The organism is Pseudomonas sp. 3-2, from assembly GCF_019710535.1.
GTDB lineage: Bacteria > Pseudomonadota > Gammaproteobacteria > Pseudomonadales > Pseudomonadaceae > Aquipseudomonas > Aquipseudomonas pharyngis.
Genome location: NZ_CP081200.1, coordinates 700,395 through 717,577, shown reverse-complemented (window position 1 = coordinate 717,577; position 17,183 = coordinate 700,395). Strand labels below are relative to the sequence as shown.

The 17,183-nt window shown below is 59.9% G+C and carries 9 protein-coding genes; 6 read left to right on the top strand and 3 right to left on the bottom strand.

The window, feature by feature from the left end; all coding sequences use genetic code 11:
- Positions 1–57: 57 nt before the first annotated feature.
- The 5 genes from dusB to K3819_RS03075 all read left to right on the top strand — a co-directional run bounded on the left by dusB (position 58) and on the right by K3819_RS03075 (position 7,416).
- On the top strand, positions 58–1,068 hold the full coding sequence (gene dusB, locus K3819_RS03095; RefSeq protein WP_007951027.1) for a tRNA dihydrouridine synthase DusB: 1,011 nt from the start codon (positions 58–60) through the stop codon (positions 1,066–1,068).
- Complete coding sequence (fis, locus tag K3819_RS03090) at positions 1,065–1,385, top strand: DNA-binding transcriptional regulator Fis (RefSeq protein ID WP_002555375.1); 321 nt, start codon at positions 1,065–1,067, stop codon at positions 1,383–1,385. The genes dusB and fis overlap by 4 nt, the downstream gene beginning before the upstream one ends.
- 82 nt (positions 1,386–1,467) lie before the next feature.
- A complete protein-coding gene (gene purH / locus K3819_RS03085; protein WP_039772035.1) occupies positions 1,468–3,075 on the top strand; it encodes a bifunctional phosphoribosylaminoimidazolecarboxamide formyltransferase/IMP cyclohydrolase in 1,608 nt (535 codons plus the stop codon).
- Positions 3,076–3,246: 171 nt separating this feature from the next.
- The gene (gene purD, locus K3819_RS03080) at positions 3,247–4,539 is read left to right on the top strand and encodes a phosphoribosylamine--glycine ligase (RefSeq protein ID WP_007951030.1); all 1,293 of its coding nucleotides are present in this window, start codon (positions 3,247–3,249) and stop codon (positions 4,537–4,539) included.
- Between the two features lie 102 nt (positions 4,540–4,641).
- The gene (locus K3819_RS03075) at positions 4,642–7,416 is read left to right on the top strand and encodes a hybrid sensor histidine kinase/response regulator (RefSeq protein ID WP_221398607.1); all 2,775 of its coding nucleotides are present in this window, start codon (positions 4,642–4,644) and stop codon (positions 7,414–7,416) included.
- 28 nt (positions 7,417–7,444) lie between these two features.
- Here the strand turns inward: K3819_RS03075 and K3819_RS03070 are convergent, their stop codons facing one another.
- Positions 7,445–8,128 carry a hypothetical protein gene (locus tag K3819_RS03070; protein ID WP_221398606.1) on the bottom strand — a complete coding sequence of 228 codons (684 nt, stop codon included), beginning with the start codon at positions 8,126–8,128 and terminating at the stop codon, positions 7,445–7,447.
- Between the two features lie 48 nt (positions 8,129–8,176).
- Positions 8,177–8,968, bottom strand: a complete 792-nt coding sequence (locus tag K3819_RS03065) for a hypothetical protein (protein WP_085611012.1) — start codon at positions 8,966–8,968, stop codon at positions 8,177–8,179.
- A gap of 234 nt (positions 8,969–9,202) precedes the next feature.
- On the opposite strand from K3819_RS03065, the gene K3819_RS03060 reads away from it, so the two are divergent.
- A complete protein-coding gene (locus K3819_RS03060) occupies positions 9,203–9,799 on the top strand; it encodes a MarC family protein (protein WP_064593220.1) in 597 nt (198 codons plus the stop codon).
- A gap of 89 nt (positions 9,800–9,888) precedes the next feature.
- On the opposite strand, the gene K3819_RS03055 is transcribed toward K3819_RS03060, so the two are convergent.
- Positions 9,889–17,016 carry a TcdA/TcdB pore-forming domain-containing protein gene (locus K3819_RS03055; RefSeq protein ID WP_221398605.1) on the bottom strand — a complete coding sequence of 2,376 codons (7,128 nt, stop codon included), beginning with the start codon at positions 17,014–17,016 and terminating at the stop codon, positions 9,889–9,891.
- Positions 17,017–17,183: the final 167 nt, after the last annotated feature.

Genomic DNA, 17,183 nt, shown 5'->3' with positions numbered 1-17,183 from the left:
TATCATGCCAACCCTTTTTCGAACTCTCATGATCCGGCCCCACTTCAGGGAAGTCCTATGTCGGCGGTACGCATCGGCCCATATACATTGCAGAACGGTTTGATCCTCGCCCCGATGGCGGGTGTCACCGACCAGCCCTTTCGTCAGCTGTGCAAGCGTCTGGGCGCAGGGCTTGTAGTCTCGGAAATGGTCACCAGTGACATGAGCCTGTGGAACACCCGCAAGTCGCGCATGCGCATGATCCACGAAGGTGATCCCGAGCCACGCTCGGTGCAGATCGCCGGTGGCGATGCGCAGATGCTGGCGGATGCGGCCCGGGCCAACGTCGAGCTGGGCGCACAGATTATTGATATCAACATGGGTTGCCCGGCGAAGAAGGTCTGCAACAAGGCCGCCGGCTCCGCGTTGTTGAAAGATGAAGCACTGGTTACCGAGATCCTGCATGCCGTCGTGGCGGCGGTTGATGTGCCGGTGACCCTGAAGATCCGCACCGGATGGGATCGCGACAACAAGAACGGCCTGACCGTGGCGAAGATCGCCGAACAGGCCGGGATCACGGCGCTGGCGGTGCATGGCCGCACCCGCGCCGACCTGTACACCGGCGAAGCCGAGTACGACACCATTGCCGCGATCAAGCAGGCGGTGTCGATTCCGGTCTTTGCCAACGGCGACATCGTATCGCCGGAAAAGGCCCGCTACGTGCTCGACGCGACCGGTGCCGATGGCCTGTTGATCGGCCGGGCTGCCCAGGGGCGGCCATGGATTTTTCGCGAGATCGAACACTTTCTGCGTACCGGCGAAAAACTGCCGGCGCCGGAGCTGATCGAGGTGGAACGCATTCTGCTTGAGCATCTGGCCGCCCTCCACGCCTTCTATGGGGACGTGATGGGTGTGCGAATTGCCCGCAAACATGTGGGCTGGTATCTCGCAACCTTGCCGGGCGCCAGGGAGTTTCGCGCCCACTTCAATCGTTTGGATGGTACGGAAACACAATGCGCCAACGTTCGGGAGTTCTTCGCCGAACGTTACAAGAGCCTGACAGGGGACGGAGAAGGGGTGGCCGCATGACGATGATGACCGAGACTTTAGTGAGTGGAACAACACCCGTGAGCGACAACGTGAATTTGAAACAGCACCTCAATACCCCGAGCGAAGAAGGCCAGACCCTTCGCGGGAGTGTCGAGAAGGCGCTGCACAATTATTTCGCCCACCTTGAGGGCGCGTCCGTCACGGATGTGTACAACCTGGTGCTCTCCGAAGTCGAGGCTCCCCTGCTCGAAAGCGTGATGAACTACGTCAAGGGCAACCAGACCAAGGCCAGCGAGCTGCTCGGACTGAACCGCGGCACGCTGCGCAAGAAACTCAAACAGTACGATCTGCTGTAAGCATTCAATCAAACCAGAAAGGCGCCCGCGTAAAACCGGTCGCCTTTTTTGCTGACTTCCCTTGCTTTTGATGGAAATTGAGATGACCGACCAGACTACCCGCCTGCCGATCCGCCGCGCCTTGATCAGTGTTTCCGACAAGACCGGGATCCTCGAATTCGCCAGGGAGCTGGAAGCCCTGGGCGTGGAAATCCTTTCCACCGGCGGGACCTTCAAACTGCTGCAGGACAACGGCGTGGCCGCAGTGGAAGTCGCGGATTACACCGGTTTCGCAGAGATGATGGACGGTCGGGTGAAAACCCTGCACCCGAAAATCCACGGCGGGATCCTCGGTCGTCGCGGTATCGACGACGCCATCATGAACGAGCACGGCATCAAGCCGATCGATCTGGTAGCCGTGAACCTGTACCCGTTCGAAGCCACCATCAGCAAGCCAGGCTGCGACCTGCCGACCGCCATCGAAAACATCGACATCGGCGGCCCGACCATGGTCCGTTCGGCGGCGAAAAACCACAAAGACGTGGCCATCGTGGTGAATGCCAGCGATTACGCCAACGTCCTGGAAAACCTCAAGGCCGGTGGCCTGACCTATGCTCAGCGTTTCGACCTGATGCTCAAGGCGTTCGAACACACCGCCGCCTACGACGGCATGATCGCCAACTACATGGGCACCGTGAACCAGGCTGCCGAAACCCTGAGCACCGAAGGTCGCAGCGAATTCCCGCGCACCTTCAACAGCCAGTTCATCAAGGCCCAGGAAATGCGCTACGGCGAGAACCCGCACCAGAGCGCGGCGTTCTACGTTGAAGCCAAGCCTGCCGAAGTCGGCATCGCCACCGCCACCCAGCTGCAAGGCAAAGAGCTGTCGTACAACAACGTGGCCGACACCGACGCTGCGCTGGAATGCGTGAAGAGCTTCGTCAAACCGGCCTGCGTGATCGTCAAGCACGCCAACCCGTGCGGCGTGGCCGTGAGCCCGGACGCCGAAGGCGGCATCCGTCAGGCCTACGAACTGGCCTACGCCACTGACACCGAATCCGCGTTCGGCGGCATCATCGCCTTCAACCGTGAACTGGATGCCGAGACCGCCAAGGCGATCGTCGAGCGTCAGTTCGTTGAAGTGATCATCGCCCCAAGCGTCAGCGAAGAAGCCCGTGCCATCGTCGCTGCCAAGGCTAACGTTCGCCTGCTGGCCTGCGGCGAGTGGTCGGCCGATCGCGTTCCGGCCTGGGACTACAAGCGCGTCAACGGCGGGCTGCTGGTACAGAGCCGCGACATCGGCATGATCGGCGCCGACGACCTGAAAGTGGTGACCAAGCGCGCCCCGACCGAGCAGGAAGTCCACGACCTGATCTTCGCCTGGAAAGTGGCCAAGTTCGTCAAATCCAACGCCATCGTCTACGCCAAGAACCGCCAGACCATCGGTGTCGGCGCCGGCCAGATGAGCCGCGTGAACTCGGCGCGTATCGCGGCGATCAAGGCTGAACACGCCGGCCTGCAAGTGGCCGGTTCGGTGATGGCGTCGGACGCGTTCTTCCCGTTCCGCGACGGTCTGGACAACGCGGCCAAGGTCGGTATCACGGCAGTGATCCAGCCGGGCGGCTCGATGCGTGATGCTGAAGTGATTGCTGCTGCTGACGAAGCCGGTATCGCCATGGTCTTTACAGGCATGCGCCATTTCCGTCACTGATAAACCGATTCAAATGTGGGAGCGGGCTTGCTCGCGAATGCAATCTGTCAGCGACATTTGTTTCGACTGACACTCCGCTTTCGCGAGCAAGTCGAATCGTCGCACCGCCGCTCCCACAGAAAAGCAGTCTTAGTGCTGCCTCCAGAATTAGCGTCATCCGAGGTTTTTGAAATGAATGTTTTGATCATTGGCAGCGGTGGCCGCGAACACGCCCTGGCCTGGAAAGTGGCTCAGGATCCGCGTGTGCAGAAAGTTTTCGTCGCACCGGGCAACGCCGGCACCGCGATTGAAGCCAAGTGCGAGAACGTCGCCATCGACGTGCTGGCCCTCGAGCAGCTCGCTGACTTCGCCGAGAAAAACGTTTCCCTGACCATCGTCGGTCCGGAAGTGCCATTGGTGGCCGGCGTCGTCGACCTGTTCCGCTCCCGTGGCCTGGATTGCTTCGGCCCGACCGCCGGCGCCGCGCAGCTGGAAGGCTCGAAAGCCTTCACCAAGGATTTCCTGGCACGCCACAAGATCCCGACCGCCGACTACCAGAACTTCACCGAGATCGAGCCGGCCCTGGCTTATCTGCGTGAAAAAGGCGCACCGATCGTGATCAAGGCTGACGGCCTGGCCGCCGGTAAAGGCGTGATCGTCGCCATGACCCTGGCCGAAGCCGAAGACGCCGTGCGCGACATGCTCGCCGGCAATTCCTTTGGCGACGCCGGTTCGCGCGTTGTCATCGAAGAATTCCTCGACGGCGAAGAAGCCAGCTTCATCGTCATGGTCGACGGCAAGAACGTTCTGCCGATGGCCACCAGCCAGGACCACAAACGCGTCGGCGACGGCGACAGCGGCCCGAACACCGGCGGCATGGGTGCTTACTCCCCTGCACCGGTGGTCACCGCCGACGTGCACCAGCGCGTGATGGACCAAGTGATCTGGCCGACCGTGCGCGGCATGGCCGACGAAGGCAACGTCTACACCGGTTTCCTGTACGCCGGTCTGATGATCGACAAGGCCGGCAATCCGAAGGTCATCGAGTTCAACTGCCGCTTCGGCGACCCGGAAACCCAACCGGTGATGCTGCGTCTGCAGTCGAGCCTGGTGCTGCTGGTCGAAGCGGCACTGGCCCAGGCGCTGGACAAGGTTGAAGCGCAGTGGGATCCACGTCCGAGCGTCGGCATCGTGCTGGCCGCCGGCGGTTACCCGGGCGACTACGCCAAGGGCGCGCCGATCAACGGTCTGGACGCTGCCGCCGCACTGGAAGGCAAGGTCTTCCACGCCGGTACTGCGCTCAAGGACGGCAACGTCGTGACGGCCGGCGGTCGGGTGCTGTGCGCCACCGCCATGGGCGCCAGCGTCGGCGCCGCCCAGGAGCAGGCCTACAAACTGGCCAAGGCCATCGACTGGGAAGGCTGCTTCTACCGCACCGACATTGGCTACCGCGCCATTGCCCGTGAACGCGGTGAGTCTCAGTAATAAGCTACGCTGTGTTTCCGGCAGGGGCTCATCGCCCTTGCCGGACTGTTCCGACGCTGCGCATCGTTATATTCTGGCATCAACCTACGAAGGGATTTCGCCGTGCGCTGGCTCAGGATTGCCATAGGCTTCACCGTCACGCTGTTGACCTTGCTCTGCATGCTCCCGGCCCAAGCCGCGCAAGGCAGTGGCTGGTCGGTATTGCTTGACGATCAGGGCAACCTGCAGCTGAGCGACATCCGCTCCGCCCGCTACACCAATCAATTCAGCCCTATCGAGCTTGACCGCCTCACCGCGGCCGAACCCGATGGCGCCCTGTGGCTGCGCTTCAGGCTGGCGCCCGGCAAGCACGAACAAGTGCTGCGGATCTTCGCCCCCGACCTGTCGCACCTCAATCTGTATGTCCTCGACGGCGATCGCCTGATCGAACAGCGCGACACCGGCACCACCCAGCCCCAGGTGGAACGACCGCTGCCGAGCAGCGATTTCATGCTGCCGCTGCCGCAAAGCGACAAACCCCTCGACGTCTACCTGCGACTGGTCTCCGATCACCAGTTGCGCCCGTATATCACCCTGCAATCGGCAGTGATGGCCGGGGCCAATCACAACCAGACGCTGATCTACGGCCTGCTGTTCGGCTGTCTGGCGATGCTGATCCTGCACAACCTGATCCGCTACGCCTACACCCGCTCACGCAGCAGTCTGTGGCTCGCGGTGTGTGAAGGCCTGTTGAGCCTGAGCCTGTTGCTGTTGCTCAACCTCGCCGGTCCGTGGCTGCCGAACTGGCATGCGATCCAGACTCCCGGCGCCTATCTGGCCCTGCTGCTGACCGCTCCGGCGGGCCTGATGTTCGCCTACCGTTTCTTCGCGCCGCTCGGCCCGCATCCGCTGAACAAGCTGCTGATCGGCGACATCCTGTTCATCGTGATCTGCAGCCTGCTGCTGTTGTTCGTCAACACCCTGCCGCTGAACATCATCACCTACGCGCTCGTAGCCCTGGCTGGGCTGAGCATGCTGCTGGTGGGTTTCTATCACTGGCAGAAAGGCTACCGCCCTGCCCGCTTGTTCGTTGCCGCGATGGTGGTGTTCAACATCGGCACACTGATCATTCTCCCGGCCTTGCTGGGGCTGACCCTGGTGGCGCCGCAAGGCCTGATCATGACCCTGATGGGTTTCATCTGCATCAGTGGCCTGCTGATGAGCATCGCCCTCGGCGAACGTCAGCGCAGCATTACCGAAAGCCGTTTCAGCATCAGCCGCGACCTCGCCGCGAGCAACGCCGAGATCAACGCCAAGGCCGAGTTCCTGGCCAAGATCAGCCACGAAATCCGCACGCCGATGAACGGCGTACTGGGCATGACCGAACTGCTGCTCGGCACGCCGCTGTCGGTCAAGCAACGCGACTACGTGCAAACCATCCACAGCGCCGGCAACGAATTGCTGACCCTGATAAACGAGATCCTCGACATCTCGCGGCTCGAGTCCGGGCAGATCGAACTCGACGACGTGCAGTTCGACCTCAACGCGCTGATCGACGATTGCCTGAGCATCTACCGCGCCAAGGCCGAACAGCAGAACGTCGAGCTGATCAGTTTCATCCAGCCGCAAGTGCCACGGGTCATCAGTGGTGATCCGACGCGCCTGCGCCAGACACTGCTGAGCCTGCTGGAAAACGCCCTGAAGAAAACCGAGGAAGGCGAAGTGCTGGTGGTGGTCGCCCTCGACGAACGCAGCGCCGGCCCACGCCTGCGCATTGCCGTGCAGGACAGCGGCCAGCCGATGGATCAGGAAGAGCGCGACGCGCTGATGCACGCCGAGTTGCACAGCAAGCACTTCCTGTCGGCCAACCGTCTGGGCGGCAACCTCGGGCTGGTGATCGCCCGCCAATTGATCCGTTTGATGCAGGGCGAGTTCGGCATCAAGAGCGGCGCCAGCCAGGGCAGCACGCTCTGGCTGACCCTGCCGTTGGATCCCGATCGCCTGGAGCACCCGACCTCGGACCTCGACAGCCCGCTGCAAGGCGCACGCGTATTGGTGGTCGACGACAACGACACCTGCCGCAAGGTGCTGGTGCAGCAATGCAGCGCCTGGGGCCTGAACGTCAGCGCCGTGCCGTCGGGCAAGGAAGCGCTGGCCCTGCTGCGCACCAAGGCGCACCTGCGCGACTATTTCGACGTGGTTCTGCTCGACCAGAACATGCCCGGCATGACCGGCATGCAACTGGCGGCCAAGATCAAGGAAGACCCGAGCCTGAACCACGACATCCTGCTGATCATGCTCACCGGCATCAGCAATGCGCCGAGCAAGATCATCGCGCGCAATTCGGGGATCAAGCGCATCCTGGCCAAACCGGTGGCCGGCTACACCCTCAAGACCACGCTTGCCGACGAACTGAACCAGCGCAACCGTGGCCAGGTGGCATTCCAGCCGCAGCCGGCCAGCCCCGCTGCGCCGGTCAAGGTGCCGAGCGACTTCCGCATTCTGGTGGCCGAAGACAACACGATTTCCACCAAGGTCATCCGCGGCATGCTCGGCAAACTCAATCTGCAACCGGACACCGCCAGCAATGGCGAAGAAGCCTTGCAGGCAATGAAAGCCCAGCGTTATGACCTGGTGTTGATGGACTGCGAAATGCCGATCCTCGACGGGTTCTCGGCGACTCAGCAATTGCGCGCATGGGAAGTCAGCAACCAGCGCATTCGCACGCCGATCGTTGCCCTGACGGCGCACATCCTCGCTGAACACAGGGAGCGCGCGCGTCAGGCCGGGATGGACGGGCACATGGCCAAACCGGTGGAGCTGTCGCAACTGCGTGAGCTGATCGAACACTGGGTGGCGCAGCGCGACCAACAGAATCGCACCGCCTCAACGTTCTGAGCGGCGTTGCCGATCAAGCGTCTCGCCGTTATTCAACAGCCATCTGCAAAACGTGAGCCGCACGCCTGTCCCTGACTTTCAAGGCGATGGCATCACGTACAGCCCCGTAGAGTGTTTCCGACAAACTGGCTTTGGCGTAGCGCAAGCAGACCGCTCCCTGTATGTCCCGTGCTTCGAAACGCTGGGCCAGCGGGTTGAGTTCGATAGACCCATGAGCCTGGAACTCAACATAGACGCTCGAAATGCGCATTGGCGTCGAGGCAATGATCACTAGCAATCGCACGGATCCGGCAGGGTCATGAGCCTCACCGGGTAGGAACTTGGTCCTTTGCACGTGCGCTCGCAGCAGCGCCATGACGGGATCGGCTCCCGATAACTGAGCCAAACGCTGCAAGGTCGCCACCGCAGCACTGGCGTTTTGCGAATCACCTTTGGCAATAGCGCCACTGATCCATTCGCTGACGGATTCGACATCCCCCTCATTGACGGACCAGTCTTGTCGGGCGCGCGCGTAGCGCAGCCAGTAGTCATCCATCAATTGGATGTAAGCGTCATACCAGTCGCTACCTTGCGACTTTTCGACTTTCTTGCTCGCGGCCAACTGCGCCAACAACACGGAGTTGACCAGATCGCTGTAACTATCCGCATCGTCCGCTGCCGGTAGCAACATCACGCAAGCGCCAACGATCAAAACCGAATAATCAAGTTTCATATCGTCCCCCATAAAAAAGGCGACCTGTTACGGCCGCCTTTTCACTCATCAAATGTCGATCTCGTCAATTTTGTCTTTATGCGGAATCAACTTGTTCTTGATCAAATCACGGACGCCATCCGCCACGAATGTATTTTTGGCAAATACCGTTTCACCGCGATACAACTTCACATTACGAATATCAACATCCACAAACATGACTTTGGTCGAGGTGTTCCGACGCAGGAAGCGCACTGCGCCGACCGCCATGATCGCTTCACCGTCGACTTCCACGCAGGCGGCGCTGGAAACACCACCGACGCCATGCTCGAGCAGATTGCGTTCGTAAACGGTCAGTGCTGCGGTGTCACGCTTTTGCAGGGCGGCAATGGCATCGCCCGCTACTTTCAGCATCAATGCGCTGGTTGGGCCAGGCAAGGCAACACCCGCGACGACCGAAGACAGAATCTCCAGAACCAGTTTGTCCATGCGAACACTGGTACCACCCACTTGCAGATCGCTGTAGTAACGGCTGACAGGGGTCCAGCCTGCCATGGTCATGATGTCCCGGAAGTACAGGTACCATTCCTTGCCCTGAGATTCTTCAGGGTATTTTTTGTTTGCTGCACGCGTTGCGAATAAAAAAGCATTCTGCGCATCGGACTTGTTATCGCCAGTGAGGTTACTGGAGAAACCCAGCACGCCCTCACCGACGATGCTACCGCGCGACGGCGCTTCAACATCATCACCGGAAATCTGCAAGCCACGTGGCTTGATAATCAGCGGATCACCGATATCACACTCACCCAGCGTTTCAAGACAGGTGTTTACATAACTTTCACGAACAGCTTGATTATACATTTGACACATCCATTAGTTAGAATCACAAGCTCGTCATGAACTTGCCAAATAACAATAACCAAACTTCAAACAAACAACAAAACAAAACATGTAACTTGATATCTGGACCTTTCACCCATTTAGCAACTTCAACACAAGTTAAATCAAACCTGATTAAAACCACGCTTCCAGACACAAACAACTAAACCACTGATAGACTCCACGTCGTCCACTCCACAGCGGCGAGTCGAAACCATGCTCCATGTGTTGTTCAGCGTTTACCTGAAGATGCTTGTGCTCTACAGCCCGTTCTTCGTGCTGTCCTGCTTTATCAGCCTGACCCGTGGTTATTCGCGCAAGGAGCAACGACGCCTGGCCTGGAAAGTGGCGATCGCCACGCTGGTCTCCAGCGTTCTTCTGTATTTGTTCGGGCGAGTGATTTTCGATGTGTTCGGCATTACCGTGGATGCTTTCCGGATCGGCGCCGGCAGCGTGCTGTTCATCTCTGCACTGGGCATGGCGCAAGGCAAGTCGGTGGTGCAGACGGACAATGTGCAGCAGGACGTGACGATCGTGCCGCTGACCATTCCCCTGACTGTCGGCCCGGGCACTATTGGTGCGTTGCTGGTCATGGGCGTCAGTCAGCCCCACTGGGACGATAAACTCACCGCCATCATGAGCATCGCCCTGGCCAGCTTTACCGTGGGTGTCGTGCTTTATCTGTCGAATCGCATCGAACGGATCCTCGGCGATCAAGGCTTGCAGATCGTCAGTCGCCTGATGGGATTATTCGTGTGTGCGCTGGCCGCACAGATCATCTTCACCGGGGTCAAGGGCTATCTGGTGCCATAAAACCGGAATGCAAAAGACCGCCAATACTTCCATCGGCGGTCTTCTTTGGTCAATGACAACTATTTTTCAAGCACAACTGAATCGTTAACTCAAATCGTTGATTCAGTCATGACCTTGCTCTTCGCCTCCTCTATCAAGCTTTTGAGTGTCACGCTGCCTGTCCCGCCCTTGCGTCCCATCATCCCTCGAGCGAGCGTCGATATCTGGCAAGGTCGCAACCCCTTGACCTCGAGTATGACGTCGCCGTGCAACGCCGGATCGTTCGCGCAGGCATCACGGAACAACACGCAGAGTCCGGAATCAGGATCGATCAGCACCAGGTGATCCCCGGCAATGCCGACCTCCAGCGCTTGCGATGTGTCCAGCGTCCAGATCAGGCGACTCATCAGCGCTGGCGGGCCGGCCATCGGGAACCGGGCATCAATGACCAGCCGTTCCAGTCTGCGCGTCAGAGCCTGCGACAGATGGCACTTCATGGAGCCGTGGCCCATCCGCACCACCAGTGTGCGCACGCCATCGGGAATCAGCGGCAACAAGTTCGGCGCATCCACCTGCCCTTCGATCACCAGCACCTCGGCGTTGCGCTGGACGTAATCCAGCGGCCCGATCTGCCGCTTGCTCGGATAACCCCGAATCAGTCGCTGCCCTGAATCGTTCAGAAGGACATCCGAGGGTCGCCGGACGCCCAGCAACTCGTAATCCCCGGGTAGATCCTGCGCTGCGATCCGGATCAATCGCGCACTGTCGACGAAGTACCAGCACGCGCTCGCGTCGCGGGTGGCGATGGAAATGAACGGGCGATGCGCCTGGTTCACCAGCATGGCCTTGAGGTCACGGATCAGGTGCTCGTCATGAGCGACCACCCAATCGAGCGCCACACCGGCCAGCACAGGTTGCGCCTCTGCATGCAACTGCAACACCTGGCCATTGAGGGTCGTGCCCAGCAGCCCCGTACCGTCGATCCTGACGTCGGCGAAGCTCCACGGTGCCCATTGCCGTTCCGGCAAGGGCAACACTTCAGCGTGCAACAGCTGCGCAGCGGTTCCGAACGCCTGATCCAGTCGCTGCGGATCGATCAACGCCTGCCGCCAGACTTGCCCTGCCGCTGGTTCGAACAACCACGCCGCCTGTCTGTCGGGGGTCAGTCCCAGAAGACGTACATCGCCCTGTCGCGCCCTACACAGCACCAGATGACTATCCACGTACCAGGCATGCAAACGCGCGTCTGCGGTGGCATTGGCAACGCCGACAATCGTGAACCGTTCAACGGAGTACCGCTTGGCCAGCCCTTCCAGCGCCAGCCACCATTGGGCGCGGCCCTTGAGCCATTGTTCGCCCACAACGGCGAAGCGCACCTCACCGGTGCTGTCGATTTCAAACGAAAGCCCCTCTGCGGTACTCGCCAGATAGCCGTTTTCCTGTGCGGCAATCTGCTTCAATCCAGCCGGTTGCACCCAGCGGTGTGCCCATTGCACCTGTCCCTTGACCTTGGTGCGGTGCGTCCGGCACAGGGTCTGCGCGTTACGGTCATAGATGACAAATACATCGCTGTCATCAGCCACCGTCAGCAGCATCAGGTCGTTCAGATTCTGGATCGAATCGGCCCAGCCCCGGGCGCGATGACGACGCGGCACCGGGCGAATGATCAGGTCGTCGCGGGTGCGGATCCAGGCCATGTCACGGAGGTTTTTTTCGATCATCCAGCAGATCGACACATAGGGCGCGAGCTGCCAGTGGACCGTCGCGTAGGACTTGTCATGACTCGACTTGAGCACGATCTGTTCGCCGAGCACAGACGTCCAATCGGTCAACGGGGCCGTTTCATCAAGGAGCGCCTCGAATGCCGGTTCAAGACCGCGCGTGACTGAACTCAACCATAACTGCCCATCGTGAATGAGGTAATTGAAGCGCTCCACACGGCCGTCGGCCTGCAGATACTCCTGCACCACATGAACCACACCCTGCCCGTCGGCCTCCACACTGCGAATCGAGCTGGTGCCACGCGGCTTTAACAACAGACGATAGCGATGGCTGAGCAACCCGGTGTTCGCCTCGACCTGCCAGATTTCGAAACCCTCGGCCGATTGAAAAAACGCCGACTCGCCCACCACGACCGACAACTGCGCATCGTCGGCCGACACGTCATCATTGCGCACGTAAAGAATCCGGTCCTCACGGGCGTCGTACCAACCGGTGGTGTAACGCGGTGCATCGGCTGGTTCGAATGGAATCAGATAATCGTGGATCGGCGTGTAGGGCAGCACCAGCCGATGGGCCCGGGCCAGTTCCTGCAGATGATTCTGCAATACCTGTCCGTGCTGTTCCTGAGGGGGGTGGTCCAGCAATAACGTGAGTATGCGGCCTTCGACTTTGAACAGGTTGCCGCCTTCGAGTAGCACATACAGATCAGGTGGAACACCGGCACTGACCTTGAACCGGCAATCCTTGACGCTGAACCGGCCGTCCTCGCCGAACACGATGTCGGTTTCACGAGCCCAGGGCGCCGCGATAATCCAGCGATCCTTCTGCGCACCGATCGTCTGCAACTCAACGTCGACACCGGGATTGAGCACCAGCGTGCAAGTCCCGCCGCCCCCCTGCAGCCGATAGGAAACCTTGCCCCGCCACAGGGACGGGATCACCGGCACGACCAGCTTGCGCTCGCGGGCATCAAGCTTGACGGTGATGTCGGTGGGTCGGTAATCGGGATAAATCCGATAGACGACGTATTCGCTGGGAAAGGAATAGAACGAAAACAGGAACAGCCATTGGCCGTCCGGTTTTTTCTTTTCCAGGCGACGTGCAATGTCAAAACCCTTGTCGTGAAACACCGAGACAAACGGCAGGGTCTTGTACTCGTAGCGATAACAGTTCAGTGGTGTACAGGGTAAAACGATGGGTTGATCGGCATGCGGAGCGAAACTCATCTCGTCGGGATAGCCCAGCTCGGCACTGAGGTTGATGGCGCGTGAGTAATCGGCTTCGAATTCCGGCACTCCGAAATGATCACGCAGCGGATACAGCCGGGTGCTGTCCAGCTGCATCCTGCCGTTGCCCAGATCCAGCTGCCTGATAATCAGCGACGGTCGCGGCAGCCAGGCACCTTGCGTGCCGTCGTACCGGTAGCCGGCACCGCGATGAGCCTGCTCGATTTCATCGAAGAACAGACCGACGGCTTTTGCCTCCTCGGCAATGATGGCGTAGGCATGTGCCAACGCGGTCACCCCGATCGCCAGCCCGCCCAGAATCACCCCGGCGCCACCGAGCACCGCAGCGGCCGTACCCGCCCCCAGGGCCGCCGCAGCAAGCCCTGTACCGGTCAGGGCCAGGCTCGCCGCGTCAAAGCCCAACTGAGTACCGTAAGTCGCGACCTCCACATCGTTCTTTGCGTTCGCCAACTGATAGATATCGAACCCGACATTGGCCAGCCCCAGTACCGCGCCAACGCCTTCATTGGCCACATGCCCCGCCACATTGCCCAATGTCCTGGCGGTCAGTGGCGCCAGCGCTTCGGCCACCACTTGCCCAGTGGTCCGGGCCATGATCCTTTCATCACGCAATGCCGTTTGCAGGACCCCGACCAGCCCCGCCACGTCCACCAGATTGCCATGCACCAGCTGCGCATAGTTGACGTAGGCATGCCATTGCACGGCGGTGGTCAATGTGCGGCCTTCACCTTCGCGGTCGCGCAAGGCATTCATCAACGCCTGAACGGCGAACCCGGCGTTGAGGGTGTGAACAGCGGAAGCTTCCGTCGGATCGACTGGCGCGCCGGCCCGGGTACGTTTTTGGGCCAGCGTCGAAAACAGCTCGGCCAGATAATTTTTGATCCGCAGCAGACGGCTGTCGCGGCTGATGACCGTTGCCATCACCTCGCCGCTCTTCGGATCGAGCATGCTCACCCGATAAGTGCCCTCGAGGGTGACCTCCAGCGACTCGAATAACGGCACCAGTGGCGACACTGACTCATGCCCCTCCTGCAACCGCGAAGTCACGTCTGCGACCTGTTCGGCCCACCAGTGGCTGTCGGACTGCAGCAATGTGCTGGCCAGGTGTGGATTTTCAACCAGCGATTGTCCGTGTGCGCTGAAAAGCCGCTGGCGAACCCTGCGCAGCGGCATGCTCGGCAACGCATCCTCCCTTAAAAGGTGTGCCACCTTGGCACCGCTCGACAGATCCAGATCGGCTACCCGTTCCCCCTGGAGATCGATCAGATCGAACTGCGGACGGTCAGGCTCACCATAGGCGGCGTAATGTCTGGTCATGCCTCTCTGGAAAAATTTCGTCAGTACCGCTCTGAATGTGGCAGCAGTCTCGAACTCGAAGAGGCCGAAGTTGGGATCATAAAAGTGGTAGATGACTTCCGTGCCGTTGACGGTACGAGCAACCAGCATCGAATGATTGTCAGAGTTGAGCATCAAGGTTCGAGTACCGACAGACTCCTCGAGGGTCGCCGTGACCTGGTCCAGATCCAGCCGCCCCAGCGGAGTCCCGACATCGCCATACTTCACGCCACGCATCTCCTCAAGTGCCCCCAGAAAGGCGATTGTGTCAGCGTGTTCCGGCTCGAGTACCGCAAGGTAAAAACGCTCGTGCAATCGCTGGGTGGCAGCCTTGCCCTCAGTGATGGCTGCACTCATCGCCAGCGCAAGAGGAAAACATCGCCCGGCAGTCATATCGCCCATTCCGTGCATCAGCAGGTCCTGTGGCGCCAGTTTCACGGCACCGCCCTCGAGCTGATTGAGCACCTGCTCCAGGCGATCCTGCACTTGCTCACGATGTTCCTGGAGGGCCACCTTCTTGATCTGCGCGACCTGCTGCCCCCACTCATACAGCGTCGTCGCCCCGGCCAGGGCGGCTTTCTTCAGACTCAGCGCACTCGGCAAGTCCATCGGCAGTTCGTGCTGGACACTGTTCAACCCGGCAACGAATGCGGTGTCCCTGCGCTGAAACAGATGCTGCTCGATCGCCCCGAACCGTCCCGAAGTCCCGCGCTCCCTGACACTGTTGATCAGGTTTTCCATCACACTGTTCTGCGCCAGCAAACTCTGTTCATCCAGCGATTCAACGCCGAGCAAGGCCCCGAGTGTCAGGCGCTGCAACGGACTGAGGTGAGCCCGTTGCAAGGAGCCCGCCCCCAGACGCACCAGCACTTCGTCCAGCGCAAGGCTCCGGGTCTGTTCATTGGCCAGAGAAGCCGGTGGTCGCAGCCGCGTGTCCTGATTGCGGATCGCCTGACGGTCGTCGAAATCCAGTGGCAGCCGGTCGACGAACACTACCGGGCCGTCATGGCCGTTCATCATCGCCTGGGTAAACGGTTTACCCAGACGCTCGGCCAGGCGTTGCAGCAGCCCGGTCAGCAGAACATGGCGCCCTTCAATGAGCGGCCAGCCGAGCTCGAACTCGACGGTGGAATGATTGAGCAGTTCGTCGAGGTCGCCGGCGTAACGGGTGGTGTATCGGCCGTCGCGAAAACGCTGCTGTTCGTTCCTGACCCACTGTTGTTCATCGGCTCCGTTTTCTTTCCAGGAATGATCCAGCTCTTCCTCGCTTGAACGACTGACCGTGCCCTTCGGTTCAATGCCGACTTCAGCCCGAGAGGCTTCGCCAGCACGCGGGGTGAAATGCGCCTGCTCGTAATCTCCCATGCCAAGACGCATGGCAGCCGGTCCGGTGAGATAGATCGTGCCCTCACGTTCAAGGCGAATGCCGTCGCTGTAGTAACTGGCAGCGGCGTCCGCCAGATATCTCATCGCGATTTCATCCTCGTCCGACAGCCCCTCCAGGGCACCGAGGCGCTCCTCAAGCTCCGCGATCGCCAGGGCTTGCATGGAGTCATCGTCGTGAGGGGCTATACCTCTTTCAGCCGCCGTCCGGAACACTGCGTTGACCACTTGATAGTTAAAACGCAGCCGCTGCATGACGGCCTCCAGCATTGGCGAGCCCGGGTGCGCCATCAGCCAGGCATTGCTCAACGAATTGCCCTCACGCACAGCACGCAACATGTAGGGGCGTGCAAGGAGATCGGAAGGGGGCTGGAAAACCTGATTCAACGCAGGGCTGCTTCTGGCGAACGCTTCCAGCGCCTGGCGATGCTCTGCGGGAATACTGTCGGCATAATCCGTGTAACCGCTGCGCACTGCCTGGCGCCCCGGCATCCAGTGCGGATTGTGGTCCAGCAATAATTGCAAAATCCCCCGCTGGCCATCGCTTCCGACCGTACTGATATCCACGCCGCCCAGTACCTTCATGAACGGCGGGAGATTATCGACATCCGCGTACAGCCCCCCTTCGGGGAGCAATGCCTCCAGCCGCACGACATCGGACCCGGCGGCAAGATTGCCGCGCAAGCGCATCTCCTGATCGTAGATCGCTTGTAGCCGCATGGGTTGCGCAGCCCCGGCGAGATCACGCAACTGCAAGTCGCCACCGACCAACGCATGCACGCTCTGCAAATTGCGCTCTTTCAACGATTTGAGTCTTTCTGCCTGCTGTCCGTACGCCCGACTCAACAACTGCGTCCGAGCCTCATCAGCCGACACCCCGTTTGCAACAGCCTGATTGATGTGCGCGAACATCTGCTGTTTCAGTACGATGGCCCGCGCCTCATACATTGATCCAAGCTGCGCTTCAGTGGAGCTATCCATACCGCCGTTCTGCAGGCTGTGCAGTTTCGCAGCCTCGCTGATCAGCCGATTGGTTTCATGCGCCAACATGGCATCACTGTCATACCAGAGGTTGATCTTGTAACCCTCTCCAGCCAGCACTTGTTTCCAGAGATTGATGTAGTCGCGCTGGATCTCGCCGAGCCCGCCACCGAGCCAGACGAAGTGCAGGATTTTCGGCACGGCCGTAGCCGGAAGTTTCATCAACTCGACACTGGAGTGCAGGCGCGACTCGACCACTTCGAGCCTGTCAAAGATCTGCGCAAGATCCGGCGCTGTCCCGCCGTCCGGTGTCGATACCGGTGCCTTCTCTAAACTACGGCGCACTCGCCCCTTGTTCAATTCTCCCAGTGCCTGCTTGAGCAGCGCCAGCGGTTGCAACAGTCGAGGCGAGTCGAGCAGATCGATACACGCAGAATAGTAAAGAAGCGCCGCGTCATATTGCGCGCTGTCCTTGTAAGGCTGCAAAGCCTGCTCAAATTCGGAAAACTTGAACAACGTCGCAAACTTCAAATGACCGACATCGGCAACATCATTATTAATTTCCCGCATACATGAACCCCCGAAATAATAAATTACACGAGCCGATTGAAAATCACGCACACGAATATCCATTACAAAAAAACCGCTCTTGCAACAAGTTGATATCAATGCACGAACAACAGATTCGACACGCACTTTCCGGAAGCGAAACTAGTATAAAAAAACCAACTCAACAA

Bases quoted from the DNA above. Each gene is read 5' to 3' on its own strand.
- K3819_RS03070 (WP_221398606.1), bottom strand. From the start codon at position 8,128: ATGAAACTTGATTATTCGGTTTTGATCGTTGGCGCTTGCGTGATGTTG.
- fis (WP_002555375.1), top strand. From the start codon at position 1,065: ATGACGATGATGACCGAGACTTTAGTGAGTGGAACAACACCCGTGAGC.
- purH (WP_039772035.1), top strand. From the start codon at position 1,468: ATGACCGACCAGACTACCCGCCTGCCGATCCGCCGCGCCTTGATCAGT.
- dusB (WP_007951027.1), top strand. From the start codon at position 58: ATGTCGGCGGTACGCATCGGCCCATATACATTGCAGAACGGTTTGATC.
- K3819_RS03065 (WP_085611012.1), bottom strand. From the start codon at position 8,968: ATGTATAATCAAGCTGTTCGTGAAAGTTATGTAAACACCTGTCTTGAA.
- K3819_RS03055 (WP_221398605.1), bottom strand. From the start codon at position 17,016: ATGCGGGAAATTAATAATGATGTTGCCGATGTCGGTCATTTGAAGTTT.
- K3819_RS03060 (WP_064593220.1), top strand. From the start codon at position 9,203: ATGCTCCATGTGTTGTTCAGCGTTTACCTGAAGATGCTTGTGCTCTAC.
- purD (WP_007951030.1), top strand. From the start codon at position 3,247: ATGAATGTTTTGATCATTGGCAGCGGTGGCCGCGAACACGCCCTGGCC.